The following is a 26309-nucleotide window of genomic DNA, read 5'->3' as shown; positions in this document are numbered from 1 at the left end:
GCTCCGTCGACCGCCCCGTCTACGACCACCAGATGACCGACCAGCTCGACACGGCCCTCGAACGGCAGGGCAAGGGCGACCTCGCCGCACTGCTGGCCGGCGGCGACACGTGGACCGTCGTCTGAGCTCTGAGCAGAGGGGCTGGACCGCGCACCGGGCGGTCCGGCCCGGCGGCGGAGTTCAGCCGATGAGGGCGGCGGCGCGGGCTCCCTCGGCCAGGGCCGTGGGGAGTTCGGCGCGGCTGCGGACACGCAGCTTGCGGTAGATCCGGGTCAGGCGCTGCTCGACGGTGCTCACCGACAGCATCAGGTTCGCCGCGATCTGCCGGTTGGTCAGCCCCCGTGAGGCCAGCGCCGCCACGCGCTGCTCGGGACCGTTCAACGCCTCCCGCTCGACGACCCGCGACCCCGAGTCGGGCCAGACGGAGAGCTCCGTCAGCCGCAGCCCGACGGCGGCCCGCGAGGCGGCGTCGGGGCAGACGCCATGGGCGAGTTCGAGGATCCGTTCGGCCATGTCCGGGTGGCGCTGCGCCAGCAACTCCTCCGCGAGGTCGCGCAGCACCTCGAGGTCGTCCGGCCAGGCGGGCCCCTGCACGCCGTCCGCGACCGGCGCGAGGAAGTGACCAGCCACCACGGACGCCGTGACACCGGCCTCGCGCAGCGCCAGCGCGGCACGCCGGTGCAGGCTCGCGCGGATGCGCGGGGGAGTCTGTGCCAGTACGAGGTCCCGTACCGCCGGATGCCGGAAGCGCGGCCCGTCGAGCAGCCCGCAGGAGCGCAGCGCGGCGAGCCCCGGCACGGTGCCGGTACCGGTGCCCAGCAGACGCGCGACCACCGGCTCGGCGGCGCGCTCGCCCAGGATCGCCACCGCGCGGGCCGAAGCGACGGCGGCCGGACCGCTGCGGGCCAGGCAGGAGGCGAGGGCTTTCGCGAACGGTCCGTCGGTCGTGAACGCGGTCGGCCGTGCCGGAACCGCCGTGGAGTCCGCCGCCACCGCCTCTTCCTCCGCGGCCAGGGCCCGCAGCAGCAGCGGATTCCCCCCGCTCAACCGGTACAGCTCCGAAACCGCGCGCCCCGGGCGGCCCGCGACCACGTCCGCGGTCTCCTGGAGCGACAGCGGGCCCAGCGTGATCCGCCGGACGTGCGGCCCGTGCGCCAACTCGGTGACGAACGCCTGGCCGTGGTCCTCGGCCCGCGCCGAGACGGTGGCGACCAGCAGCACCGGGGCGGGACGGGCGTGCTGGGCGAGGTAGCGCAGGTGGCGCAGGGACTGCGGGTCGGCGTGCTGTACGTCGTCCACGCAGAGCACCACCGGTCCGTCGGCGGCGAGGGCGCACAGTTGCGCGCAGACCTCCGCCACGGCCTCCTCGCGGCTCGGCAGCGCGAACACCGGGGCTCTACCGGCAAGTTGGCGCAGCACCCCGAGCGGCGCATGCTGGGTGTCCTCGGTGGCGGCGGCGGTGAGTACCAGTGCCCCCGAGGCGCCGGCCCGCTCGGCCACGGCGTCCAGGAGGTGGCTCTTGCCGCAGCCGGCCGCCCCCTCGATCAGCACCACCCGGGAGCGCCCCACCGCACAGGTGGCGAGGATCGTCTCCAGAGCACCGGCCACCGATGCCGTGCCCGTCGCCTCCGCCATGAGCCGCCCCTTCACCGCAATCGCCGAACGTCCGCGCATTCGGCACAGGATCCTGGGACCGCCTCCGAACCGGGTCGAGCGCCGACGGAGGCGGGCTTTGACCCGTCCAGCCAGAACGAGCCGGACTCACTTGCCGAGAACCGGCAGCACCTTGCCCAGCATCAGTTCGAGGAACCGGTCCGGGTGCCGGAAGGACGCGAAGTGGCTGGCGTCCTCGATCAGGGCGAAGTCCTTCACCGGCGCGGTGACGTCCTCGAAGAAGCGGCGCGCGGGCTCCGGCGGGGTGAGCGCGTCGCGGTCGCCCTGGAAGAGGAAGAACGGCAGCCGGAAGTCGGTGCCGTCGGCCCGCTCGTCGACGGTCATGGCCTGCGGGCCGAGCCGCTCGGCGAAGTTCATGCCCTTCATGTAGGCGCGCAGCCCGCGCAGGGTGTGCAGGGGGGAGAACCACAGCGAGCGGATCACCACGGTCTTCATGGTGTCGTAGCTGAGCGGGTCGGTGGTGATGACCAGCTTGTTGAACTCCGACCACTGCTCGGTGCTCCACGCCTTCCGGTCCGCTCCCATCGCGGCGACGGCGGCGTACTCCTTGCGCTTGCCCGACTTCTCCAGCCGGCCGAGCAGCGCGTCGTAGGCCTCCCGTTCGCGCCCGCCCGCGATCACGTTCTGGTCGGTGCCGACGTAGGCGGAGTACAGCTCGGGGTGGTTGCGGGCCAGGCGCAGGCCGGTGACCGTACCGAAGGAGTTGGCGACCAGCAGCACCTTCGCCGCGCCGAGGCGGGCGCGGACGTGCTCGGTCACCTCCAGGGCGTCCCGGTAGTACCGGTCGAGGCTCATCTCGCCCTGCCCGTCCGGGCCGCCGTGGGCGAAGGTCAGGCCGGAGCCGCGCATGTCCCAGCGCACGATCGTGAAGTGCCGCTCCCACTCGCGGGTGCGCGGGATGAAGATCTGGTTGGAGGCGCCGGGGCCGCCGTGGAGTTCGAGGACGACGGGGTTGTCGCGGTCCTCGCCGCGCACGGAGATCCACTGGTCGATGCCGCCGATGCGGACGAACCCGGACTCGTCGATGCCGTTCCGCGTGGTGATGGCGAGGCGCCGCGCGTTCGCCGCGCGCTTGAGCTGCCGGTAGCCCAGCAGTCCTGCGGCGGGAGCGGCGACCAGGGCGGTGGCCGAGGCGGTGAGGACGGTGGCGAGCATGACGTACCCCCTGAAACTGTTTATGCCGTCAGCAGTTGTGTTTACGGTATATACAGTTGTGGTCCGGGGTCAACAGGCTCCGCCCGCCGACCGAGAGGACAGTCATGCCGAGGGGCACAGCGAAGAGCACGGACCGGGAGAAGCCGCGCGATCTGCGGGCCGGGGTCGCCCTGCTGTGGGGCGAGCAGAACCAGCCCACCCGGGGGCCCAAGCCCAGCCTGTCGCCGCGGCGCATCGCCGACGCGGCCGTGACGCTCGCGGACACCGAGGGGCTGGACGCCGTGTCGATGAACAAGGTCGCCGCGGAGTTCGGCGTCTCGGCGATGGCGCTGTACCGCTATGTGCCGGGCAAGACCGAACTGGTCGAGCTGATGGTCGAGTCCGTCCTCGCCACCCCGCCGGACCTGTCGGACCTGGCCGGCGACTGGCGGGCGGGCGCCAGGGAGTGGACCCGCCGCTCGTGGCAGGTCTACGAGGCCCACCCCTGGCTGCTGGCCGCCACCGCGATGCGCCGCCAGGTGATGGGGCCCAACCAGCTCGGCTGGCTGGACGCCATCCTCGGCGCCCTGGCCCCGACCGGCCTCACGGCGGCCGAACTGCACCAGGTCTTCCTGCTCCTGGCCGGCCTGGTCCGCAACCTCGCCCAGCAGCTCGTCGACTTCGACGAGGAGCACAGCCGCGAGTTCACCCGCCTCACCGCCGAACTCCTCGACCGCCACGCCGACCGCTACCCGGCCCTGACCGAGGCCATCGCCGACGGCTTCTTCGCCCCCACCCCGATCGACCCGCTCGACTTCGCCCTCGACCGCGTCCTCGACGGCGTCCAGCTCCTGGTCGACCGGGCGGCGGCCACACCTGACCGGTCCCCCGGCCCGGCCGGCCTGTAACGTCTCCAGCGGCACGTGGCACGCGGCACGCGGCATGACGGCACGACGAAAGAGCGGGACGGCGCGATGGTCGATATCGGGGACACTCTCGACGAGGCCGCCGCCGAGCACTTCACCCGCCCGCTCCCCAAGTCGGCGCAGGCGCAGATGCGTTTCCTGGTACGGCAGCTGAAGGGCACCCGGCCGGTGGCCGAGCTGCTGGGCGTCTCGCAGCGCACGGTGGAGCGGTACGTCAAGGGCCAGCTGAAGCGCCCCCGCCGCGACCTCGCCGACCGGCTCACGGCCGAGGCGCGGCGCCGGTGGCAGCCGCGCGTACGGGAACGGGCCCGGCAGCAGGCGGCGGCCACGGGCGGCATCTTCGTCTCCACCCGGGCCCGCTTCGGCTTCACGGCCGCCCCCGGGACGACCGACGACCCCCGCGTCCGCCACATCAACCAGGCGCTGCCCCCCGACTACGCGGCCCGCCTCTTCGCCGCGCAGGACGCCGGCGCCACCGAACGGCAACTGCGGGACATCCTGGCCGAGGGCCTGGGCGAGATGTACTTCCGCGACCGCAACCGGCGGGCCCAGGACCTGTCGGTGGAGTTCACCGACATCGAGGAACTGGAACTGGACTTCTAGCCGGAGCCGGACTTCCGGGGCGAGAGCGGGTCACGCGAAAGCCCCGTCCCTGAGCACAGGGACGGGGCTTCGGAACCGGAGCGCCGGGCAGGCCTTGCACCTGCATTTCCCCGCAGGAAGCGGGGCGTCTTTCCTTGGACCACCAACGCGTCGAACTCTGCCCGTTCATGGCGGCGAGCTCAAGATCCACTATACCCCATGCCGAACCCCTGTACGGCCGCACCGCCCCGCGAACGTTCTACTGGCGGTAGAGTGGGGGTATGGGAGAGCAGGACACCAGCATCAAGACGACCAAGGCCGTCCGCGACCGTCTGCGGACCCTGGCCGGTGAGCGCGGCACCACGATGAACGAGCTCCTCGCGGAGCTGGTGGAGCGCGAGCTGACCGAGGAGGAGAGGGAGCAGCGCGCCCGGCAGGCCCTGGAGGAGATCCGCCGGACGACGGGCGTCACCGTCTCGGACGACGCCCGCGCCCGCGCCCGTGCCTTCCTCCGGCGTCTGGGGCAGGAGCACAGCGCCGCGTGATCCGCGTCCTGCTCGACCACACCTGCGTCCAGGCCCTCGCCGAGGGCGACGAGTTCCTCAACGGTCTGTACGTCGAGGCCAGCTACGGCTACGCCGAGATCGTCATCCCCACCCTCTCCGCCACGGTCGCCGACCGCCACAAACCCGGAGCGGGCCAGGACATCCTCAACCGCCGCTTCACCGTCGCCGCCGACTTCACCCGCGCCCACGCCCTGGTGGCCGGGGCCTGGCGGCAGGCGGACTGGCGCATCCTGCACCCCGCGGCCGCGCTGACCGTCTCCCGCCGGACCGGCGACGACGCCACACTCCTCTCCCTGGACCCCGGCCTGTACGACGGCACCGGAGTCAGCCCCCTCAACCCCCTCAGTTCCTAGGCAAGGCCTGTTCGGCGTGTGACGTGCGTCACACGCATCAGGTGTCACATCCGGGCGGGGGTGTTTGTCCCATGGGTGTCACCGGCCGGAGAGGCCGGACCGGTGAGCCGAACCTGGGAGTGTGACGCGATGAAGAGCGACCACCGAGTCATCGTTCTCGGCGGGGGGTACACCGGCATGCTGGTCGCGGTCCGCCTGGCACGGCGGACGCGGCGCGGCGGTGTCCGGATCACGCTGGTCAACCCCTCGACACGGTTCACCGAACGGCTGCGGCTGCACGAGGTCGCCGCCGGGCAGGAACTGGCCGAGCACCCGATCCCCGGCCTGCTCTCCGGGACCGGTGTCGCGTTCGTGCAGGGCACGGCCACCGCCATCGACCCCGCGGACCGCACGGTGACGGTGGACGGCGGCAGGGAGACGCTGCACTACGACACCCTGGTGTACGCACTGGGCAGCGCGACCGACACCAGCCGGGTCCCCGGCGCGGACATCCACGCCTTCACACTCAACGGCCCCCAGGCCGCGGCCCGCTTCGCCACCCGGGCGCGCGAGGTCGCCCAGGCCGGCGGCAGCGTCACCGTCTGCGGAGGCGGCCTGACCGGCATCGAGGCGGCGACGGCGGTCGCGGAGGCCCACCCCGGCCTGAAGGTGACGCTGATCAGCGACGAGGAGCCCGGGGCGATGATGGGCCCACGGGCGCGTGCCCACCTGCACCGGGCCCTGGAGCGCCTGGGCGTCACCCTGGCGGTCGGCGGGAAGGTCACCAAGGTGCTGCCCGGCACCGTCGAACTGGACACCGGGGAGACGGTCGCCTCGGACGCCTGCCTGTGGACCGCGGGGGTCGCCGTCTCCCAGCTGGCCGCCGACGCCGGGATCGCCGTGGACGGCCGCGGCCTGGTACTGGTCGACGGGACACTGCGTTCGGTCTCCCACCCGAGCATCCACGCCGTCGGCGACGCCGCCTCCGTCCGGCTGGCCTGGGGACGGCTGCACGGCAGCTGCCAGAGCGGACTGCCCACGGCCCAGTACACCGCCGACACGATCGCCCGGCTGCTGCGCGGCAAGACCGTCAAGCCGTTCCGGTTCGGCTACGTCCACCAGCCGGTCAGCCTCGGCCACCACGACGCCGTCATCCAGTTCACCCACGCCGACGACACCCCGCGCCGTGCCTGGCTCAAGGGGCGCGCCGCCGTCCTGTACAAGGAGACCCTCAGCAACAGCCCGCTCACGATGTACCGGATCAGCAAGCGCATGAACGTCAGTGCCACGATGTCCCGCGGTGGCCGCTCCACCCGTCGGCCCGCCGCCGCCAACTGACGGCCCGCCCGGCGTCCGCAGCCCCCGGCCGGTGCGTTTCGAACAGGGTCGTCCGGCAGAGTGACCGGGAATTTGCCGCCGATGTCAGCCCACTGGGAGCATGAGCCGGTGAGCAACGAGGCGAGCGAACCCGACCCCTGCGTCAGGCACCGGCCGCTGCTGTTCGACATCGCCTACCGCATGCTGGGCAGCGTGTCCGACGCCGAGGACGTCCTCCAGGACGCCTGGCTGGCCTGGCACGCGACGGACCGCTCCGGCATCCGCAACCCCAGGGCGTACCTGGTGCGCACGGTGACCAACCTGTCATTGAACCGGCTCACCTCCGCGAAGGCGGCTCGGGAGACGTACGTCGGCCCCTGGCTTCCCGAGCCGCTGCTCACCTCTCCCGACGCCGCCGTGGAGGCCGAAGTGGCCGACAACGTGTCCACCGCGATGCTGGTGGTACTGGAGACGCTCAGCCCCGTCGAACGCGCGGTGTTCGTACTGCGCGAAGTCTTCGGTTACTCGCACGCCGAGATCGCCGACACCCTGGACCGGCCCGAACCGGCCGTCCGCCAGATCGCCCACCGCGCACGGGCCCATGTCCAGGCCCGCCGCCCCCGCTTCCCGGCCGATCCGGCCCAGCGTGAGCAGGTCACCGCGCGCTTCATCGCGGCCTGCTCGGGCGGCGACCTGAACGCGGTCATGGAACTGCTCGCCCCGGACGTGACCGCCTGGTCCGACGGCGGGGGCAAGGTCACGGCCGCCCGCCGCCCCCTGCACGGCGCCGATCATGTCGCCCGCTGGATCCTCGGCGTCCTGGCCAAACCCGAATCGGCCGGTATCAGCCTGGAGCCCGCCTCCCTCAACGGAGAGACCGGCGTGGTGTTCACCGTCGACGGCGTCCCGGTCGGCGCGCTCACCTTCGACCTGGCCGACGGACACCTCCAGGACCTGCGGTTCCAGGTCAACCCGGACAAGCTCGGCGGTCTGCGTCCGGTCGACGGCTCCGCGGTGTGACGGGTCACCCACCAGGAAAAGCCTTGGCCACAAGTGCCCGACAGACCACACGGTTTTCGCTAATCTGTGCGGGCTGTTGAGTAGCTCCAGTAGCTGATGGGGGATCTGGCATGGATGCTGCGCCGTCGGTCTTACGCGGCAGCCGCGCGTGACCGCCCCGGACGACGGCACCCTCTTCGACTTCGACGCCTGCGCCGTGGCCGTGCGGACCGTCGCCGGCCGGACGTCCGAGCGGGGGCTGTTACCCGACAGCCTGACCGACCGCGGCAACGCCAAGCTGTTCGTGCAGCTGTACGCCCATGACTACCGGCATGTGCCGGGTCTGGGCTGGTTCCGCTGGGACGGGACGCGGTGGCAGACCGACGAGGACGACAGGGTGCTGTGGGCGGCCGGGGACCTGGCGGAGTCCCTCGCCCCCACCGACCCGCGCGGTGTCTTCTCGGCCGCGGCGCTGCGCCAGCACCGGCGGCGGGCGCTGAGCACCAACGGGATCAACGCGATGCTGGCGCAGGCGAAGTCGGCGCCCGGCATGGCGCTGAACGCCTCCCAGCTGGACGCCGACCCGTACGCGCTGTGCACCCCGGCCGGCATCGTCGACCTGCGCACCGGCCGTCTCCGCACGCCCGACCCGGACAAGGACTTCCCCTCACGGTCGACGTCCTCGGCGCCGCGGCCGATGCCGACACCGCGGTGGGACCGGTTCCTCACCGACACCTTCGGAGCGGACCCCGAGGGCACGGAGATGATCGACTTCCTGCAGCTGCTGCTGGGGTATTCGGTGACGGGGGACGTCGGCGGACAGGTGATGCCGTTTCTGTTCGGCTCGGGCAAGAACGGCAAGTCGGCGCTGCTCGACGTGCTGATGAAGCTGCTCGGGGACTACGCCGACGCGGCCCCGCCCGGCTTCCTGATGGCGCGGCCGTACGAGGGGCACCCCACCGACCTCGCGGAACTGCACGGCCGCCGGGTGATCGTGTGCAGTGAGGTGAAGCCGGGAGACCGCTTCGACGAGGCGCGGGTGAAGCTGCTGACCGGCGGGGACCGCATCAAGGCACGGCGGATGCGGCAGGACTTCTTCGGCTTCCAGCCGACCCACAAGCTGTGGCTGCTGGGCAACCACCGGCCGGAGGTCGGCACCGGCGGATTCGCGTTCTGGCGCCGGATGCGGCTCATCCCCTTCGAACGGGTGGTCTCCGACGACCGGAAGGTCGACAACCTCGCCGACATCCTGGTGCGGGAGGAGGGGCCGGGCATCCTGAACTGGCTGATCGAGGGCGCGCGGCGGTATCTGGGGGGCGAACGGGACCTGTCGGGCCCCGAGCGGGTGCGGGTCGCCACGACGGTGTACGCGGAGACCGAGGACCACGTGGGGCGGTTCCTCGCCGAATCGTGCGCGCGGGGGCCGCAGTTACGGGCGGAACAGGCCCGGCTGTACGCGGCGTACCGGGCGTGGTGCCGAGGCGAGGGGGCACCGCCGGAGTCCTCGCGGGCGTTCGCGGCGCGGGTGCGCGAGGCCGTGGGGCTGGCGTCGCCCCAGCAGATGATCCTGTCAAACCAGCGGAAGTACTACCCGGGTATCGGGCTGCTCGACGAGGGCATGGAGACCCTATGAGTGCTCTGATCGACGACAGCGAGATCGCCGACGAGGTGCAGCTCGTCTGGCTCGAGGACACCGGCGGGCTGCACTACGTACGCCAGAGCCTGGACCGGCTGCCGACCCGGGGCGGCCGGCCGGTGTACCGGCGCGACGGGCGGATGGTGGGGTACGCGGTGCTCGGGCCGGGGGCGAAGCCGTCCCGGTCCTCGGGCACCTTCCGCCGCCGGGTGTTCTGGCTGCTGCCCCACGACCGGGACACCTGCCCCACGGGGCTGTACGAGGGAAGCGCTCCCGCCGAGGCGGTGGATCCGGGCACGCTGGCTCCGCGTGTCAAGGGCCGCAAGACCGAACGCTCCGAAGGCGGACCGCCATCCTGCCCGCCGCGCGACCCGCCCACCACGGGCAGTTCCTGCCGGGCAACTAGTGGCCAGCGGCCCGGCGTTCAGTGACCCGCTCGATTTCCGGACAGTGGAGACACGATCCGGGGAGGCGGAATGGGGTTCCAGAGGCGAGAGGACGAGTGGGAGCCGCTGGAAGGCGCGCTGGAGCGCTGTGTCCACGGCGAGTCGGCCGTCGTACTGATCGAGGGTGCGGCCGGCTGCGGCAAGACCGAACTGCTGCACCGCCTCGGGCAACGCGCCACCGAGCGCGGGGCGCTGGTGCTGCGCACCACGGCCGGGACGTACACACCGGCCGAGGCGCCCCACGGTGTGCTGCGCCGGCTGCTCGGCTCGCTGCCGCGGCCGGAGAGGCCCGAGGGACTGTCCGCGGCCACCGACCCGGCCGGGTTCACCGCCGGGTTCACCGACACCCTGCGGCTGCTGGCCGGGCGGGCACCCGTGGTGGTGTGCGTGGACGGCCTGGAGGACACCGACGCCGCCTCCCTCGGTCTGCTGCTGCACCTGTGCCGGGAGACGCGGCACCTGCCGGTACTGCTGGCGCTCACCCACACCCTCGGCGCCCCGCTGCCCGGCGGCCAGGAGACGAGCACCGAACTGCTGCGCCACGAGGGCTTCACCCGGGTCCGGGTGCGCCGCCTCGACCCGCGCGGCACCGCCGCCCTCCTGGCCCGCCGCACCGGCGCCCCGCCCGACGCGGCGCGCGCGACCGCCCTCCACCGGGCCGGCGGAGGCAACCCGCTGCTGCTCAAGGCCCTCTTGACGGAACAGGCGGGGCAGACGGGGCAGACGGACCAGACAGAACAGCCAGGGCAGGGGCCGTTCGCGCAGGCCGTCGTCGCCTGCCTGCTGCGCAGCGGGCTGCCCGCCCGCCAGCTGGCCGCGGCCCTGGCGGTGCTCGGCGACGACGCCACCGTGGAGCGCGCCGCCGGGGTCACCGGCGCCACCGTGGCCGAGACCGGCCACGCCTTCGACGTACTGGACGCCATGGGCCTGCTGGACGGGCGACGGATACGGCACCCCGCGATCGCCGACGCAGCGCTGGAGTCGGCCGGCGCCGCCGAGCGCGCCGCCCTGCGGGTCCGGGCCGCCCGCGTGCTGTACGACGGCGGGGCGCGGGCCGGTGCCGCGGCCCGACACCTGCTGCTCGCCCGCGCGGACCATGCGCCGGCCCCCGAGGCACTGGCCGCGGTGGCGGCGGGTGAGCGGACCTGGGCGGTGCCGCTGCTGCGGGAGGCGGCCCGGCAGGCGCTGTGCGACGACGACACCGGATACGCCGTCGACTGCCTGGCGCTCGCCCACGACTGGTGCCCGGAGGGGCCGCAGCGGTGGGAGGTGGCGCTGCGGCTCGCCGCCGTGGTCCGCCGCACCGATCTCGCGGCGGCCGAGCGGTACCTGGCGGGCCCGCTGCGCGGCCTGCGCCGCGGAGCGCTCGGCTACGGGGAATGCGGGCTGCTCGCCCGGCTGCTGATCTTCCACGGCCGGGTGGCGGAGGCCGCGGAGGCACTGGACGCGGCCGAGCGGCAGCGGGCCACCGGCGCCGTGGGCGAGGACCCGCTGCGCGGGCTGCTGCAGCCGGCGCCGGACGAGGCACCGCCCGACGCGCTGCCGCGGGCCGCGGCCGTCCTGTGGCCGTGCCTCGCCGACGAGGCCGCCCTCGACCGGCTGCTCAAAGGCACCCCGCTGACCCATGGCACCTTCGACACCGTCGTACAGGCGGTGCGCGCGCTGGTGCACGCCGACCGCCTGGAGCGGGCCGTGACGTGGTGCCAGAAACTCCAGGCCGAGGCCGACGCCGACCACTCGCCCGGCTGGTACGCCACCTTCGGGCTGCTGCACGCCCAAGCGCTGCTGCGGCTCGGGGACCTGCCCGGGGCGCGGCGTGCGGCGGCCTCGGCGATCTCGGCGGTGGAGGGCCGCGGCGGGCTGCTGCTGTTCGCGCTCGTCGCCGCCGAGGTCACCGCGCTCGCCGCGATGGGCCGGTGCACGCAGGCCGCGCGGCGCCTGGAACTGCCGGTGCCGCAGGAGCTGTTCCACAGCGCCCACGTCCTGGACCACCTGCGGGCCCGCGGCCGGTACTACCTGGCCACCGAGCAGGGCGAGGCCGCGCTCGCGGAGTTCCTGGACGCGGGGCGGCTGGCCGCGGGCTGGGCCCTGGACCGGCCCGGGGTGCTGCCGTGGCGCACCGACGCGGCGGAGGCACTGGTCCGGCTGGGCCGGCACCGGCCCGCCGAGCGCCTCGTCGCCGAGCAACTGGCGCTGCCCCAGGCGCGCGGCCCCCGGGTACGCGGTGTCGCCCTGCGGCTGCGCGCGGCCATCGCGCCGCCCGCCGAGCGCCCCGGCCTGCTCTCCCGCGCCGCCGCCGAACTCCGGCGCAGCGGCGACCGGTTGGAGCACGCCCTCGCGCTCGCCGACCTCGGGCGGGCGCTGCAGCTGGCCGGGCAGGGCGCCAGGGCCGGGACCCACATACGCAGGGCCTGGGAGCTGGCGGCCGACTGCGGGGCCAGGGCGCTGTGCGAGCGGATCCTGCCGGGCCGCGCCGACCGGCCCGGCGGCAGGCGCCCCACGGCCCCGGCCGCCGGACACGAGGACCTGCTCACGGAGGCGGAACGGAAGGTCGCCGCGCTCGCCGCGCTGGGGCACACCAACCGCGAGATCGCGGCCCGGCTCAACGTCACGATGAGCACCGTCGAACAGCACCTGACCCGGGCCTACCGCAGACTCGGCATCACCCGCCGCCACGAACTCCCCCTGAGCCTGACCCACGACACACCGTCCCCCGCCGCCACGGCGTAAGGGCGCGGCCACACCGGACGCCGGGGCGGGCTTCCGCCTGCTGGGGGTGCCGTTCCGTCGCGACACACCGCCCCCCGCTACGGCGTGAGGGCGCGGACGCGCCAGACGCCGGGGCGGACTTCCGCCCACCGGGGAGCCGTTGTGTCGCCGCCCAGGCGGTCCAGCCAGCGTCGCGCGTACGCTTCCAGGCGTCGGTCGCCCAGTGCCCCGGCGAGTGTCAGGCACTGCTGGAAGTGGGCGCGGGCCGCGTCGCCGCCCTCGGACTCCAGCGCGTGCAGGCCGAGCACCCGGCGGGCCTCGAAGCAGCCGCGGGTGTCGTTGTCCGCCTCGGTGAGCGTGGGGGTCACCAACCGGGCCGCGGTCGCGCCCGCGCCGCGCTCCAGATGCACGTCGGCGAGGCAGGCGAGGACCCGGCCCCGCTCGGCGGCGGCGGTGTCCGCGGCATCCAGGGCCCGCCGGTACCACTGCCAGGCCTCCTCGGTGCGGTGGCGCTGCCAGGCCAGGTCGCCCAGCGACCGCAGCAGCCGTGCCCGGGCCGCCCGGTCGCCGAGGTGCCCGGCCGCGTCGAGGGCGAGGGTGTGCGTGTGCTCCCAGTCCGCCCAGGCGGCCAGCGCCTCAAGGAAGCCGGTCATGGCCTCGGCCAGGCGCACGGTCTGCGCCCACAGGCCCATGTCGTGGGCCCGGCCGACCAGGGCGGTCAGGTCCCGCTGCCGCCGGGCGAACCAGTCCAGCGGGTGCAGTCCGTCCATGCGGGCGGCGTGCCGCGCGGTCTCGGCGCGGTCGGCGGCGGCGGCAGTGAGCCGGGCCAGCGCCGCGCGTACCCACACCGGGTCCTCCTCCTCCAGCGCCTCGGCGACCGTCAGCCGCAGCAGCGGCGGGAAGAGGTGGCCGCCTCCGGCCGGGTCCGGGGTCAGCAGACCCGCCTCGACCAGCGAGCGCACGGTGCGCTCGGCGGCCTCGGGACGCACGCCGAGCGCGGCTGCCGCGGCCCCGGTGCCGAACGGCCCGGCGGGCAGCAGGCTCAGCAGCCGGGCGGCGCGGCGCTCCGCCTCGGGCATCGCGTCGTACACCGCGCGCAGCCGCCCCGCGTACTCGTGGTCGAGGGCGCGCAGCGCGGCCAGCCTGCCGTCCTCCCCGCGCAGCCGGGCCACGAGCGCGGCGGGGGAGCGGTGCGGATGGGCCGCCAGATGGCCGGCGACCGCGCGCAGCGCCCCGGGCGTCCGCCCGCACAGGACGGCCAGCCGGTCCCAGGCGTCCACGGCCCGGCCGTCGCCCTCCTCGCCGTCCGGGCCGTCCATGGCGTCCCAAGTCCCCGCCGCGGACGTGCCGCCCGCGTCGTACTCGTCGTCGCCCGTGTCACCGTACGGCTCGCCCCCGTGGGCCGGATCCTCGTCACCGGAGCCGAGCGGGCGGCCGGACGCCGTCCTGAGCAGGTCCCGCGCGTCGGGCGCGGACAGGTCCTCCAGGGGCAGGATCCGGCCGCCGAGCCCGGGCAGCGGGGGACGGCTCGTGACCAGGGCGCCGCAGCCGGGGGCCAGCGGCAGCAACGGGCGCAGCTGGGCCGCGGCCACGGCGTCGTCGAGGACGAGCAGCAGCCGGCGGCCCTCGGTCAGCCGCTGCACCGCCGTGCGCAGCGCCCCACCGGTGGGCGGCACCGGGTCGGCGCCGCCGAGGCCGCCCAGTACCGCCCGCAGGGCCCCGGTCGGGGACAGGGGGCGGCCCGCCTCGTCGCGCATGCGCACCAGGACGCGCCCGTCGGGAAACGCCTCGCCGACCCCTCGGGCGGCGGCCACCGCGAGTGCCGTCTTGCCCTGGCCGGCCGGGCCGGTCACCTGCACGCAGTCACCGCCGGGCAGGTCGCGCAGCCAGCCGGTGAGCCGCTCCAGCTCCCGGTGACGGCCCGTGAACAGCGGATCCGGGGCGGGCAGGTCGTCCAGGATCCGGGGCGTACGGACCACGGGCGCGGCGACGGCCAGCGCGCGCGGCCGTTCGCCGTCGCCCTCGCCGGAGCCGGCGCGTGGCCGCCGCCGGGCGGCGGGGCGCAGCAGCGCCGGGTCGCCGGTGAGGATACGGCTGTGCAGCTCCTGCAGACGGCGGCCGGGTTCGATGGCCAGCTCGTCGACGAGGGTGCGGCGCAGCTTGCCGAAGGTGCGCAGCGCGTCGGCCTGCCGGCCGGCGCGGTACAGCGCCACCATGAGATGGGCGTGGAACTCCTCGTTCAGCGGCAGTTCGGTGGTGAGCGCCGTGAGTTCGCCGAGCAGCTCCCGGTGCCGCCCCAGGTGGAGTTCGGCCCGTACGCGCTGTTCCAGTGCGGCGAGACGCACCTCGCCGAGGCGGACGGCCATGCTGTGCAACAGGCCGCCGTGCGGGATGTCCGACAGCAGCGGGCCGCGCCACAGCGCCAGTGCCCGGCGCTGGAGGTCGGCGGCGGCCTTGTGGTCGCCCCGCTCCAGCGCCTCGCGGCCCTGGCGGTGCAGGTCCTCGAAGACGGCCAGGTCCAGCTGGGCGGGGACCACCCGCAGCAGATAGCCGGGGGAGCGGGTGTGCAGCGCCTCCCGGCCCGACTCCGGGTGCGCCTCACCCAGCAGCTTGCGCAGCTGCGATATGTAGACCTGCAGCGTGGTCATCGCGGTGCGCGGCGGTTCCTCGCCCCACAGCTCGTCGATGAGCCCGTCGACGGAGACCACCTCGTTGGCGCGGACCAGCAGGGTCGCCAGCACCACCCGCACCTTGGCGGCCCGTGGTGTCACCGACCGGGCGTCACCCGCCGTCGTCACCTCCAGCGGTCCCAGCACCCTGAATCGCATACGGCCCCCCGCCTCTCGCCTCGGCGCAGCACACCCCGCTGCCCGGAGCGCACACGCCCCCGGCCGGCGGGCGTACAGCGGACCCACCGTAGCTCCGGCGCACACCCCAGCTGCGGACACCCGCACCCCTGTTCCGGGCCGGCCACCGCACAGGGGTGGAGCCACCGGGAGGGTGGCATTGGTCCCGCAAGGTTCTCTTTAGGCAGCCCGGAAACGATGCGGCAGCGCGGGTGCGGGTGCGCCGTCGGGTGCGGCCCGCCCGCCGTCCCGAGTACGGCAGAGGGGGCCGATGTGAAGTCGTATTCCACGTTCACCCAGTGCGTCGTCGAGCGGGCCGAGTCGCTCGCCGACCAGGACGCGCACCTCTTCCTGCCCGACGGCCCCTCCGAGGAGGCCCCGGCCGAGCGCCTGACGTACGGCGAGCTGGACCGCGCGGCCCGGACGCTGGCGGTGCGGCTCACCGAACTGGGCGCGCGGGGACGGCCGGTGCTGCTGCTGTACCCGCCCGGCCAGGAGTTCCTGAAGGCGTTCACCGGCTGCCTCTACGCCGGTGCGGTGGCCGTGCCCGCACCGCTGCCCCGGGACCGGCGGGAGCGGCTGCGCCGGGCCACCGGGATCATCCGCGACACCGGGGCGGTCGCGGTGCTCACCGACTCCGCCGACGCGCCGGAGGTGTCGCGGTGGCTCGCCATGGCCGGTCGCAGCGACACGGCGTGCCTGGCCACCGACTCCGACGAGGGCGCGGACCCCGGCGAGTGGACCATGCCGCCGCTCGGCCCCGACGACCTGGCCTTCCTCCAGTACACCTCGGGCTCGACCACGCAGCCGCGCGGCGCGATGGTCTCCCACGGGAACCTGCTCGCCAACCAGGAGGCGTTCCGCCGCGTCCTGCGCTCCACCTCCCGGGACCGCTTCGTCAGCTGGCTGCCGCACTACCACGACCTGGGCCTGATCGGGCATCTGCTGCACCCGCTGTGGCTGGGCGCGGTGGCCGTGCAGATGCCGGCCAGGACCTTCATCAAACGGCCCGTGCGCTGGCTGCGGGCCATCGACGCCCACGGCGGAACCGTCGCCTGCGGCCCCGACTTCAGCTACGACCTGTGCGTGCGCCGCGTCACGGACGAGCAGATCGCCTCGCTGGACCTGTCGCGCTGGCGCGTCGCCCTCAACGGGGCCGAACCGGTGCGGGCGCAGACGCTGGACGCGTTCGCCGCGCGGTTCGCCCCGGCCGGGCTGCGCGCGGAAGCGGTCTTCCCGGCGTACGGGCTGGCCGAGGCCACCTTGTGCGTCAGCGGCGGCGAACCCGGCCGCCCGTACCTGCGGCGGACCGTGGACGCGGCCGGCCTGGAACAGGACGAGCTGCGCGACCCGCGCCCGGGCAGTGCGACGCGCACCCTGGTCGGCTGCGGCACCGCCGACGAGTACGAGGTGCGCATCGTCGGCCAGGACCTGCGCGAGCGGCCCGAGGGCGGGGTCGGTGAGATCTGGTTGCGCGGCGCGAGCGTCGCGCGGGGCTACTGGCGCCGGCCGGGGGAGAGCGCGGACGTCTTCCAGGCCCGCCTGCCCGACGGCGACGGCCCCTACCTGCGCACCGGCGACCTGGGCGCCGTCCAGGACGGCCAGCTGTTCGTCACCGGACGGCTGAAGGAGGCCATCATCCTCAACGGCCGCAACCTCTACCCGCAGGACGTGGAGTGGGCCGTCCGGGAGCTGTCCAGCACACTCGGCTCGGTGCACGGCGCCGTGTTCACCGTGCACGCCCAGCGGGAACAGCTGGTCGTCGTGCACGAGGTGCGCGCCCCGCACGCCGACGGGGAGCGGCTGCGCGCCCTGGCCCGCCGCATCCAGACCCTCATCGGGCAGGAGTTCGAGGTCCCGGCGGGCAACGTGGTGCTGGTACGGCCCGGCACGCTGCGCCGCACCACCAGCGGCAAGGTGCAGCGCACCCTGATGCGCCGGCTGTTCCTCAGCGGCGAACTGACCGGCCTGTACGAGGTGCTCGACCCGGCGGTGCGTACCCTGATCCGCCCCCACCAGGCACGCCTGGGTGACGAACTGCTCGGCGGCCGGGGCCGCCCGGCGGCGGCCGACGCCCGGGAGGAGGCGTTGCGGTGAACGCCCCCGGTGCCTCCGCCCCGCCCCGGCCCGCGGACCCGTACGACGGTGCCGGGGCGCCGAAGGCCCCCGTGCCCGAGCGCGTCCGGCGGATCGAGACACTGCTGGGGGACCCGGCGCTGGAGGACAACCCGGCCGGCTACCGCTCGCTGCTCACCGCGGACCGGGCCGCCACCGTGTGCGCCGAGGCCGAGGCGGTGCTCGACTCCTTCGGGCTGAACGCGGAGTTCGTACCGACCGCGCTCGGAGGCCGCTTCGACTCGCCCGAGACACTGCTGCGCGTGATGCGCGCGGTCTTCCGCCGCGACGTCGGCCTCGGCATGGGCTACGGCATGACGACCTTCATGGCCGCCAACTACCTCTGGATGCGCGGCGACCCGGCCCAGCAGCACCGGCTGGCCCGCCAACTGCTGGGCGGCTCCAAGGCGTCCATCGCCCAGCACGAGACCGCGCACACCAACGACTTCGTCCGCAGCCAGGTGCGTGCCGTGCCCCGGCCCGGCGGAGGCCTTTCCGTCACCGGCGCCAAGCCCGTCATCAACAACCTCCAGCGGGCCGACGCCCTGGTACTGGTGCTGCGTACCGCCGAGGGCCGGGGCAGCGACTGCCTGTCGGTGCTAGCCATGGACCCGCGCGAGCTGCCCTCCGGCCGGTTCGAGATCACCCGCCGCCCGAGCGCCGACTCCGTCGGCCTGCGCGGCTACTTCTGCGCCGGGGCCCGCTTCACCGACTGCCCCGTGCCCGAGTCGGCGCTGCTCGGCCCGCCGGGCAGCGGGGTGAGCACCTCGCTGCTCTCCTTCCAGATGAGCCGCACCCTGATGGCGGGGCTGGTGGTCGCGGCCGTCGACACCGGTCTGCGTACCGCCCTCCTGGCCGGCCAGGGCCGGCGGCCCGGCACCGGCGGCGCCAGCCCCGTGGAGCCGCACAACGCCGCCGCCACCCTCACCGGCGCGTTCGTCAACCTGCTGCTGTACGACAGCCTGGCGGTGGTGGCGACCCGGGCCCTGCACCTGCGGCCCGCCGAGACCAGCCTGTACTCGGCGGCGATCAAGTCGCTGCTGCCGAAGGTGCTGCGCGACACGCTGTACGACCTGGCCACCGTGCTCGGCTCCCAGATCTACACCCGGCACGGGACCGTCGGCGTCTTCCAGAAGCACCTGCGGGACGTACCGATCATCAGCCTCGGGCACGCCGGCACCGTCGCCTGCCAGGCCACCATCATCCCCCAGCTTCAGCGGCTGGCCCGTACCTCGTGGCTGCGCACCCAGGAGGCGCCCGCGGCCCTCTTCAGGCCGGGCGACCCGCTGCCCCCGTTCGCCTACGACCGGCTCGCGCTCGCCGGCGGCCACGACAGCCTGAGCGCCTCGCTGCCGGCCACCGCCGCCTCGCTGCCCGGCCGGGGACCGGTGGAACGCACCCTGCGGACGCTCGCCGAGCGGATGGTCGACGAACTGCGCGACCTGCGCGAGCGGGTGCTCGCCCTGGATCCGCTCGACCGGCACAGCGTCAACCCCGCGTGGTTCGCGCTCACCGACCGCTATGTGCTGGTGCTGGCCGCCGCGGCGGTGCTCGGGGTGTGGCGGCACAGCGACCGGCTGCGCGACCCCTTCCTCGCCGACCCGGCGTGGGCGGCGGCGGCCCTGCACCGCATCGCCGGCCGGCTGGGCGTGCGCGACGTCGAACTGCCCCCCGAATGCCTGGCCCGGGTCCACCAGGAAGTGCTCGCCCGCTTCGGCGACCGGCGCGGCTTCGACCTGTACGACATGCCGCTGCCCGGCTGAGCGGCCGGGCAGCCGCCACGAGACACCGACGCACCACGGAGCAAGGAGTTCACGGATGGACCGGGCAACGCCGCCGCGCACCACGGCACCCACCGCCCCGCCACCCGGCCCGGGCAGCACCCCGGCCGACGAGCGGACGCACGGCGCGCGGCGGCGGCCGTGACCGGCGTGGCGGTGGTGGGGCTCGACTGCGCCTTCCCCGCGGCCGACGGAGTCGACGCCTACTGGGAGCTGCTGATGCGCGGGGGCGACGCGATCGGGCCGCTGCCCCGGCAGCGCTGGCTGGGCCCCGGCTTCGACGGCTCGGTGCAGGGCGGATTCCTCACCGACATCGACGTCTTCGACCACGCCTTCTTCTCCGTGTCGCCCAGCGAGGCGGGGTCCATGGACCCCCAGCAGCGGCTGCTGCTGCACAGCGCGTGGCGCGCCCTGGAGGACTCCGGACGCGCCCCCGGCTCACTGGCCGGCAGCGACACCGGTGTGTTCGTCGGCACGATGAGCAGCGAGTGGGCACAGCTCCACCTCGGCGCCCACGCCCGGCCGACGCCCCAGGTGGGATCGGGCAGCGCCACCGGGATGACCGCGAACCGGATCTCGTACCACCTCGATCTGCGCGGCCCGAGCATGGTGGTGGACACCGCCTGCTCCTCCTCCCTGGTCGCCGTCCACCTGGCCGTCAACTCCCTGCTGTCCGGTGAGTGCGACACCGCGTTGGCCGCCGGCGTGAACATCGTGCTCACCCCGGCGCTCGGCACGGTCTACCGGCAGATGGGCCTCGCCTCGCCGGACAGCCGGTGCAAGCCGTTCAGCGCGGACGCCGACGGCATCGTGCGCAGCGACGGCGTCGGCGTCACCGTGCTGCGGCGCCTGGAGGACGCCCTCGCCGACGGGCAGCGCGTCTACGCCGTCATCCGGGGCACCGCCGTCAACCAGGACGGCCGCTCCAACGGGGTGACGGCACCGAGCCGCTGGTCGCAGCGGGCGGTGGTGAGCGCCGCCTGCCGCCGGGCCGGGGTCACCCCCGACCAGGTGCGCTTCATCGAGGCGCACGGCACCGGCACCGTACTGGGCGACATCATCGAGTGCGCCGCACTCGGCGAGGTGCACTCCGTACCGCGGGCACAGCCGTGCGCCATCGGCTCGGTCAAGGGCAACCTCGGCCACACCGAGGGCGCTTCGGGCATCGCCGGCCTGATCAAGGCGGTGCTCGCGCTGCACCACCGGATCGTGCCCGCCAGCCGCTTCGCCCACCGCGAGAATCCGACCCTGCGCCTGGCCGAGCGCGGACTGCGGCTGCTGAAGGCGCCCCTGCGGCTGCCCGCCGGGCCGACCGTGGCCGCGGTCAGCAGTTTCGGCATGGGCGGCACCAACGCGCACGCCGTCCTCAGCGACGCCCCGCGCCCGCGCCGCACCGCCCGCCGCGCCCGCGACGACTGGGGCGGCGGAGTGTTCACCGTCTCCGCCGACACCCCGCAGGCGCTGCGCCGCAACCTCGCCGTCCAGGCCGAAGCCGTCGCCCGGCGCCCGCGCGGGAACGCCGCCGCGCTGTGCTTCAGCAGCAACCGGGTCAAGACCGGGCTGCCGTACCGGGCCGCGTTCACCGTGCGCGACACCGCCGAACTCGCCGACGCGCTGCGCACGGCGGCGGGTGACGAGGGCCTCGAGGCGCAGAGCGCCGAGCGCACCTGGCGCCCGTCGACGGTCGGCTTCCTGTTCTGCGGGCAGGGCGCGCAGGAACCGGGCATGACCGCGCAGCTGTACCGGACCTCACCGGCCTACCGCCGTCATCTGGACGCCGCCGACGAAGCCCTCGCGCCGCACCTGGACGGCTCGGTGGTACGGCTGCTGCTGACCGCCGACGAGCGGGTGCACCGCACCGGCTGGACCCAGCCCGCCCTGTTCGCCGTCCAGTACGCGCTGCTGCGCACCCTCGAGGAACTCGGCGTACGGCCCGACGCGGTACTCGGGCACAGCGTCGGCGAGTTCGCCGCCGCCGTCGCCGCCGGCGCCCTGGACCTCCCGGACGCCGCCCGCCTGGTCGCGCTGCGCGCCCGCCGGATGGACGCACTGCCCGACGGCGGCGGGATGCTGGCCGTGCGCGCCGCCGCGCCCGAGGTCGCCGCCCTGCTGGAGCGGGTGCCCGAAGCGGTGGTCGCCGCGGTCAACGGGCCCGCCGACACCGTGGTGGCCGGACCCGCCGCGGCGCTGGACGAGATCACCGCCCTGCTGCGCGAACGGCGCCTGGACGGCCGGCGCCTGAACGTCTCGCACGCCTTCCACTCCCCGCTGATCACGCCGGCGCTCGCCGGCTTCGCCGAGGCCGCCGCAGGCCTGCCCGGCCGCGCGCCGCGCATCCCCTTCGCCTCCACCCGCTACGGCAGGCTGATGGGCGAGGAACCGCTGGACGCCGCGTACTTCGCCGGACAGGCCGCCGAACCGGTGCGGTTCACCGACGCGCTGGCCGCGCTCGTCACCGACCTGGCGCCCACCGCCCTGGTCGAACTCGGGCCCCGGCCGCAGCTTCTGCCGCTCGCGGCCCGGTCGGGGGCGGCCGAGGGCGTCGCGCTGGTCCATCCGGCACCGGGTCCCGCCGCCACCGTACGGGACCTGGCCGAGGCCCTCGCCGAGCTGTACCGGTCGGGAGCCGACCCCCACTGGGAGGCGCTGTACCCGCCCGCGCACCGGGGGCACGAGCGGCTGGCCCCGTACGCCTTCTCCACCGAAACCCGCTGCCGGCGACAGCCGCCGGTGGCGCACCCCGCCGCCCCGCACGGCCTCGACGGGGACGGCGGCCCGGCACCCGGCGCGGGCGCAGCCGGCGACCCGGTGCTCGCCGCCGTCATCGACGCGGTCGTCGAGGTGGGGGAGTACTCGGCGGAACGCGTGCACAGCGCCACCCGCTTCCACGAGGACCTCGGTTTCGACTCGGTGATGATCATGATGCTGAAGGACCGGATCGAGCGCCGGCTGCCGCAGGCCCGCGGCACCACGGTGCGGCAACTCCTGCCCGAACTGCGCTCGGTGGGCACCCTGGCCGCGTTCCTGGGCGAGTGGATCAGCACGGGGGCGCCGGCATGAGCGGCACGCTGTACATCGCGGGCACCGGCGCCGCCCTGCCCGGGCCCCCGGTCGGCAACGACCGGCTCGGTTCGGTCTTCGGCATCAGCGAGGAGTGGATCGACCTGTTCGTCGGCACCCGCAGCCGGCACTTCGCCTGGGACACCGCCACCGGCGAGAGCACCCACACGCTCGCCGACCTGTGCGCCGAGGCCGCCGCGCAGGCCCTGGCCGCGGTCGGCCTCGACCCCCAGGACCTGGACTTCCTGGTGCTCGCCACCGCCACCCCGGACACCCTCCTGCCGGCCACGGTCAACGAGGTCGCCGACCGGCTCGGCGTCGACCACCTGCCGACCTACCAGCTCCAGTCCGGCTGCGCGGGCTCCGTACAGGCCCTCGACGTGGCCCGTGCCCTGCTCGACGACACCCGCCGCACCGGACTGGTGCTCGCCGGGGACGTCACCGCCCGGTTCCTCGACCCCAGGCGCCGCGCCGCCGCCCTGCCCACCGAGGAGCTCGTCAACTACGTGCTGTTCGGCGACGGGGCCGCCGCGGCCGTGGTGGCGGACGAACCGCTCGGCGAAGCCGTCGCGGTGCGCGGCCTGATCCACCGCTTCACCGGGCTGGGCCGTCCGCCGGGCCAGCTCGTCGACTGGGACGGCACCGCCCGCCGCGGTGGCAACCGGCGGATGCTGAGCGAGGACTACAAGGCGATCGAGGATCACGTACCGGCCATGGCCGCGGAGATCCTGTGGGAGCTGTTCGACAGCACCGGCTGGCGGAGCGAGGACGTGCGGTACCTGCTGCCGCCGCAGCTGTCGGGGCGGATGACCGCCCGCATCACCGAACATCTGGGCGTGCCCGACCTGCAGGAGGTCTCCTGCGTCGCCGACACCGGCAACACCGGCAACGCGCTGCCGCTGCTGCAGATCGACCGGCTGCTGCCCCGGTTCGGCCACGGCGAACGGGCCGTGTCCGTGGTCGTGGAATCCAGCAAGTGGATCAAGGCCGGGCTCGCCCTGGAGAAGGCCCCGCCGCCCGACGCGGCGGGCGACACGGCTTCGGAAGGAAGGCACGCAGCATGACAACCCCGCTTCGGCAGCTCGACCGGCCGCCCCTGGAGCGGCTGCGGACCCTGCGCGACGGCGGACGGCTGGCAGCCGAGTGGCCCGCGGTGGCTGCGCTGCTGGCCGAGCTCACCGACACGCCGGACCCGGACCCGGCGCACGCCCTGGCCGACCTGCTGGCCTGCGGACGGGTCCTCGCCGGCGTCGATCCCGCCGAGGTGCACGCCCGCCACCCGGACGCCGAACCGGTCACCGTCGCGGTCACCGGGCATTCCACCACCGGCCAGCTCGCCGACCCGCTCACCGCCGAACTCGCCCGGCACCGCCTGCCGGTGCGCCTGGTCACCGGCGAGCACGGCGCATGGCTGCGCGACCTGACCGACCCCGGCTCCGAACTCGCCCTGGTCCGGCCCGAGGTGGTGCTGTGTCTGCTGGACGCGGGCGCCGTCTTCGACGAACTGGCCGTGCCCTGGGGGGTGCCGGACGCCGAGGCGGCGCTGGCCCGGCTCGGCGACCGGCTCACCGCCGTCGCCGACGCGCACACCCGGCACGGGAACGGCACCCTCGTCCTGAACACGCTGCCGCTGCTGCGCACGCACACCCACCAGCTCGTCGCCGAGGAGCACCGCATGCTGCTGTCGGCGGCGTGGCGGGAGTTCAACGCGCGGCTGCTGCGGCTCGCCGCGGACCGTCCCGCCGTCACCGTCGTCGACCTCGACCCGCTGATCGCCGAGACCGGCCCGGCCGGTGACGCCCGGCTGACCCACTACGCCCGCGCCCCCTTCGGCGACGCCCTGCTCGCCGCGTACGCCCGCGAGGTGGGCCACCTCGTGCGCACCCGCCGCGGCCTGACGCGCAAATGCCTGGTCCTCGACCTGGACGGCACGCTGTGGGCGGGAGTGCTCGGCGACGACGGTCCCGAGGGCCTCGACGTGACCGGCTCCCCGTACGCCGCGCTGCAGACGCTGGCGCGGCAGCTGGCCGCCCAGGGCGTACTGCTCGCCGTCAGCAGCGCCAACGAGCTCGCGCCCGTGGTGAAGGTGCTGCGCGACCACCCCGGCCTGCGGCTGCGCCGCGAGGACTTCGCCGGCCTGAAGGCGGACTGGCGGCCCAAGGACACCCATCTGACGGAGCTGGCCGAGGAGATCGGCATCGGCGTCGACGCTCTCGTCTTCGCCGACGACAGCCCCGCCCAGCGGGCCCTGGTGCGCACCCGCCTGCCCGGCGTGGCCGTGGTGCCACTGGACGGCGAGGCCGCGCTGCACGTCGAACGGCTGCTGCGGGACGGCTGGTTCACCACACCCCGGCTGACCGCCGCCGACCTGGAGCGCAGCGAGCAGTACCGGCGCGCCACCGCCCGGCACACCCTGCGGCGCACCAGCGGCTCGTACGAGGAGTATCTGCGCGACCTGGGCCTGGAGGTGACCGTCGCCCCGCCGGGGCCGGGCGACGCCGCCCGCATCGCCCAGCTCACCTGCCGCACCAACCAGTTCAACCTGGGGGGACTGCGGCTGACCGAGCAGCAGGTCTCCCGGTGGGCCGCCGACGCCGACGGGCTCGTGCTCGCGGTGCGCGTCGCCGACCGGTTCGGCGACAGCGGGCTGGTGGGTGCGCTGCTGGGCCGGTGCCGTGCCGACGGGCTGCACCTGGACACCTTCGTCCTGAGCTGCCGGGTGGTGGCCCGGGGCGTCGAACAGGGCGTCGTCGCCGCGGTGCTCGCGCGGGCGGCGCGCGCCGGGCTGCCCGCCGTGCACGCCCGCTACCGGGCCACCGCCAAGAACGCCCGCGCCCGCGCCTTCTACCCGGCACTCGGGTTCGGCTACGCGGACGCGGACGTCGACGCGGGCGCGGACGGGGACGCCGGGCCGGAGACGGAGCGGTACACACGCGAGCTGACCGGCCTGCCCGCCGTCCCCGGCCACCTCGCGCTGCGGCTGTCCCTCCCGGAATCGGCCCTGCGCGTGCCCTCGGCGTCGGACTCCAGGAGCGGACGATGAGCCCCGTCGGCACCCGGCCGGCCCTCGCGGACCTGGTCCGGCTGCTGTCGGAGGACCTCGGCGTGGCGCTGACCGAGCGGGACGTGGACACCGACCTGGACACCCTGCCGGGCTGGGACTCGGTGCTGCTGCTGCGGCTGGTCCTGCTGCTGGAGGAGGGCACCGGGCGCCGACTGCCGGTGCCCGCGCTCCTTCAGGCACGCACCGTGCGCGAGGTGCACGCGCTGGTCGCCGGCGACGGGACCGGCGGGCCGTGGTGACCGCGCCCCCGGCCGCCGGCTGCGGCCAGCTCGGCGAGCCGGTCCCGGTCACCGCGACGACCGGCGCCGGCTGGGCGCGGGTCCGCGCCGACGTGCGCCGGCACGGCAGCGCCCTGGTCCACGGCCGCCTGGCCGACTGGCGCCCGCAGGCCGATGACGGGCCGGCGCTGCGGGCCGTGCTGGGCCGTGACTGGCCGCGCTACCTCTCCCTCGCCCGCACCGACGTGCGCGCCCGCTACGCCGCCTCCCGGCGCCTGCTCAAGCACACGGCCGCCGCCGTGCTGCGGGTGGACGCCGCCGACCTGGAACTGGCCTACGGGCCCACCGGGCGCCCCTCGCTGCGCGGCTGCGACCAGATCGACATCAGCCTCAGCCACACCGACGACCTGCTGCTGGTCGGGCTGACCACCCGCGGGCTGATCGGCGTGGACGCCGAACGCGCGGCCCGGCAGCTGTACCGCCACGGTCTTGACCGGCACATCTGCACCCCGCAGGAGCGCCGGGACCTCGCACGACTGCCGGAGGAGGAACGCAACCCGAGTCTGGTGCGGCTGTGGACGCTGAAGGAGGCCTACAGCAAGGCGATCGGGCAGGGCATGGCGTTCCGGTTCACCGAGTTCGGCTTCGGGCCCGACGGCAGACCGGTGCGGGTCAACCGGCCGGACGGCACGCCGGGCGCGGGCGCCGAGTGGTTCTTCCGCACCTACACCGTCGAGGTGGCCGGCGTCGCGTTCGTCATGAGCGCCGCCGTCCACGACGCCGGCCTCGGCCGCACCGTGGACACCGAGATCACCACGATGCTGGACGAGGAGACCGCCACGGCCATCGCGGAGGCACTCGCGGCGCAACCCTGACGGGGCATCGCCGTGCGTACGATCCGTCG

The 26309-nt window shown here is 74.9% G+C and carries 19 protein-coding genes and 1 pseudogene; 17 read left to right on the top strand and 3 right to left on the bottom strand.

Translation table 11 applies throughout. The annotated features are described in order from the left end of the window. Window positions 1–125, top strand: a pseudogene (locus tag ACZ7L0_RS41945) (2-oxoacid:ferredoxin oxidoreductase subunit beta); the annotation flags it as partial. A gap of 55 nt (window positions 126–180) precedes the next feature. On the opposite strand, the gene ACZ7L0_RS41940 reads toward ACZ7L0_RS41945, so the two are convergent. Then, window positions 181–1635 (bottom strand): response regulator transcription factor, encoded by a 1455-nt coding sequence (locus ACZ7L0_RS41940; RefSeq protein ID WP_471247861.1) that lies wholly within the window; start codon window positions 1633–1635, stop codon window positions 181–183. A gap of 126 nt (window positions 1636–1761) precedes the next feature. Then, window positions 1762–2829, bottom strand: a complete 1068-nt coding sequence (locus ACZ7L0_RS41935; protein WP_471247860.1) for an alpha/beta fold hydrolase — start codon at window positions 2827–2829, stop codon at window positions 1762–1764. A 104-nt stretch (window positions 2830–2933) separates the two neighbouring features. Here ACZ7L0_RS41935 and ACZ7L0_RS41930 point away from each other — a divergent pair, with 104 nt between their 5' ends. The 9 genes from ACZ7L0_RS41930 to ACZ7L0_RS41890 all read left to right on the top strand — a co-directional run bounded on the left by ACZ7L0_RS41930 (window position 2934) and on the right by ACZ7L0_RS41890 (window position 12342). Then, window positions 2934–3716 carry a TetR/AcrR family transcriptional regulator gene (locus ACZ7L0_RS41930; RefSeq protein WP_471247859.1) on the top strand — a complete coding sequence of 261 codons (783 nt, stop codon included), beginning with the start codon at window positions 2934–2936 and terminating at the stop codon, window positions 3714–3716. A gap of 66 nt (window positions 3717–3782) precedes the next feature. After that, window positions 3783–4337, top strand: coding sequence for a telomere-protecting terminal protein Tpg (gene tpg / locus ACZ7L0_RS41925; RefSeq protein ID WP_471247858.1), 555 nt, complete (start codon window positions 3783–3785; stop codon window positions 4335–4337). A 260-nt stretch (window positions 4338–4597) separates the two neighbouring features. Next, the gene (locus ACZ7L0_RS41920; protein WP_471247857.1) at window positions 4598–4861 is read left to right on the top strand and encodes a hypothetical protein; all 264 of its coding nucleotides are present in this window, start codon (window positions 4598–4600) and stop codon (window positions 4859–4861) included. Then, window positions 4858–5235: a PIN domain-containing protein gene (locus ACZ7L0_RS41915; protein WP_471247856.1), complete on the top strand. Its 378-nt coding sequence runs from the start codon at window positions 4858–4860 to the stop codon at window positions 5233–5235. Before ACZ7L0_RS41920 ends, ACZ7L0_RS41915 begins: the two co-directional genes overlap by 4 nt. Window positions 5236–5364: 129 nt before the next feature. Continuing rightward, entirely contained in the window at window positions 5365–6552 is a 1188-nt protein-coding gene (locus tag ACZ7L0_RS41910; RefSeq protein ID WP_471247855.1) for an NAD(P)/FAD-dependent oxidoreductase, read from the top strand. Between the two features lie 81 nt (window positions 6553–6633). Next, entirely contained in the window at window positions 6634–7551 is a 918-nt protein-coding gene (locus tag ACZ7L0_RS41905; protein ID WP_471247854.1) for an RNA polymerase sigma-70 factor, read from the top strand. Between the two features lie 196 nt (window positions 7552–7747). Beyond that, window positions 7748–9163, top strand: a complete 1416-nt coding sequence (locus ACZ7L0_RS41900) for a DNA primase family protein (protein ID WP_471247863.1) — start codon at window positions 7748–7750, stop codon at window positions 9161–9163. Next, entirely contained in the window at window positions 9160–9597 is a 438-nt protein-coding gene (locus ACZ7L0_RS41895; RefSeq protein ID WP_471247853.1) for a DUF6009 family protein, read from the top strand. Before ACZ7L0_RS41900 ends, ACZ7L0_RS41895 begins: the two co-directional genes overlap by 4 nt. A gap of 45 nt (window positions 9598–9642) precedes the next feature. Further along, window positions 9643–12342: an AAA family ATPase gene (locus ACZ7L0_RS41890; RefSeq protein WP_471247852.1), complete on the top strand. Its 2700-nt coding sequence runs from the start codon at window positions 9643–9645 to the stop codon at window positions 12340–12342. Window positions 12343–12419: 77 nt separating this feature from the next. Here the strand turns inward: ACZ7L0_RS41890 and ACZ7L0_RS41885 are convergent, their stop codons facing one another. Further along, the gene (locus ACZ7L0_RS41885; RefSeq protein WP_471247851.1) at window positions 12420–15149 is read right to left on the bottom strand and encodes an AfsR/SARP family transcriptional regulator; all 2730 of its coding nucleotides are present in this window, start codon (window positions 15147–15149) and stop codon (window positions 12420–12422) included. Window positions 15150–15440: 291 nt separating this feature from the next. Between ACZ7L0_RS41885 and ACZ7L0_RS41880 the strand changes: the two genes are divergently transcribed. From ACZ7L0_RS41880 to ACZ7L0_RS41850, 7 genes are all read left to right on the top strand, one after another. After that, a complete protein-coding gene (locus tag ACZ7L0_RS41880) occupies window positions 15441–17264 on the top strand; it encodes a fatty acyl-AMP ligase (protein ID WP_471247850.1) in 1824 nt (607 codons plus the stop codon). Then, window positions 17261–19045 carry an acyl-CoA dehydrogenase family protein gene (locus tag ACZ7L0_RS41875; RefSeq protein WP_471247849.1) on the top strand — a complete coding sequence of 595 codons (1785 nt, stop codon included), beginning with the start codon at window positions 17261–17263 and terminating at the stop codon, window positions 19043–19045. Before ACZ7L0_RS41880 ends, ACZ7L0_RS41875 begins: the two co-directional genes overlap by 4 nt. A gap of 159 nt (window positions 19046–19204) precedes the next feature. Beyond that, window positions 19205–22123 carry a type I polyketide synthase gene (locus ACZ7L0_RS41870; RefSeq protein WP_471247848.1) on the top strand — a complete coding sequence of 973 codons (2919 nt, stop codon included), beginning with the start codon at window positions 19205–19207 and terminating at the stop codon, window positions 22121–22123. Continuing rightward, window positions 22120–23187, top strand: a complete 1068-nt coding sequence (locus ACZ7L0_RS41865) for a 3-oxoacyl-ACP synthase III family protein (protein ID WP_471247847.1) — start codon at window positions 22120–22122, stop codon at window positions 23185–23187. The genes ACZ7L0_RS41870 and ACZ7L0_RS41865 overlap by 4 nt, the downstream gene beginning before the upstream one ends. Then, window positions 23184–25166 carry an HAD-IIIC family phosphatase gene (locus ACZ7L0_RS41860; RefSeq protein ID WP_471247846.1) on the top strand — a complete coding sequence of 661 codons (1983 nt, stop codon included), beginning with the start codon at window positions 23184–23186 and terminating at the stop codon, window positions 25164–25166. Before ACZ7L0_RS41865 ends, ACZ7L0_RS41860 begins: the two co-directional genes overlap by 4 nt. Continuing rightward, a complete protein-coding gene (locus ACZ7L0_RS41855) occupies window positions 25163–25426 on the top strand; it encodes a phosphopantetheine-binding protein (protein ID WP_471247845.1) in 264 nt (87 codons plus the stop codon). Before ACZ7L0_RS41860 ends, ACZ7L0_RS41855 begins: the two co-directional genes overlap by 4 nt. Then, complete coding sequence (locus tag ACZ7L0_RS41850) at window positions 25423–26280, top strand: 4'-phosphopantetheinyl transferase family protein (protein ID WP_471247862.1); 858 nt, start codon at window positions 25423–25425, stop codon at window positions 26278–26280. Before ACZ7L0_RS41855 ends, ACZ7L0_RS41850 begins: the two co-directional genes overlap by 4 nt. Window positions 26281–26309: the final 29 nt, after the last annotated feature.

Source organism: Streptomyces sp. NPDC039424 (genome assembly GCF_055639495.1).
Note: the sequence above shows the minus strand (reverse complement) of the source record. Positions and strands in the feature narration are given on the sequence as shown.

Excerpts from the sequence above, each read along its gene's own strand:
- ACZ7L0_RS41940 (WP_471247861.1), bottom strand. The coding sequence starts at position 1,635 with ATGGCGGAGGCGACGGGCACGGCATCGGTGGCCGGTGCTCTGGAGACG.
- ACZ7L0_RS41935 (WP_471247860.1), bottom strand. The coding sequence starts at position 2,829 with ATGCTCGCCACCGTCCTCACCGCCTCGGCCACCGCCCTGGTCGCCGCT.
- ACZ7L0_RS41930 (WP_471247859.1), top strand. The coding sequence starts at position 2,934 with ATGCCGAGGGGCACAGCGAAGAGCACGGACCGGGAGAAGCCGCGCGAT.
- tpg (WP_471247858.1), top strand. The coding sequence starts at position 3,783 with ATGGTCGATATCGGGGACACTCTCGACGAGGCCGCCGCCGAGCACTTC.
- ACZ7L0_RS41920 (WP_471247857.1), top strand. The coding sequence starts at position 4,598 with ATGGGAGAGCAGGACACCAGCATCAAGACGACCAAGGCCGTCCGCGAC.
- ACZ7L0_RS41910 (WP_471247855.1), top strand. The coding sequence starts at position 5,365 with ATGAAGAGCGACCACCGAGTCATCGTTCTCGGCGGGGGGTACACCGGC.
- ACZ7L0_RS41905 (WP_471247854.1), top strand. The coding sequence starts at position 6,634 with ATGTCAGCCCACTGGGAGCATGAGCCGGTGAGCAACGAGGCGAGCGAA.
- ACZ7L0_RS41895 (WP_471247853.1), top strand. The coding sequence starts at position 9,160 with ATGAGTGCTCTGATCGACGACAGCGAGATCGCCGACGAGGTGCAGCTC.
- ACZ7L0_RS41890 (WP_471247852.1), top strand. The coding sequence starts at position 9,643 with ATGGGGTTCCAGAGGCGAGAGGACGAGTGGGAGCCGCTGGAAGGCGCG.
- ACZ7L0_RS41885 (WP_471247851.1), bottom strand. The coding sequence starts at position 15,149 with ATGCGATTCAGGGTGCTGGGACCGCTGGAGGTGACGACGGCGGGTGAC.
- ACZ7L0_RS41865 (WP_471247847.1), top strand. The coding sequence starts at position 22,120 with ATGAGCGGCACGCTGTACATCGCGGGCACCGGCGCCGCCCTGCCCGGG.
- ACZ7L0_RS41860 (WP_471247846.1), top strand. The coding sequence starts at position 23,184 with ATGACAACCCCGCTTCGGCAGCTCGACCGGCCGCCCCTGGAGCGGCTG.
- ACZ7L0_RS41855 (WP_471247845.1), top strand. The coding sequence starts at position 25,163 with ATGAGCCCCGTCGGCACCCGGCCGGCCCTCGCGGACCTGGTCCGGCTG.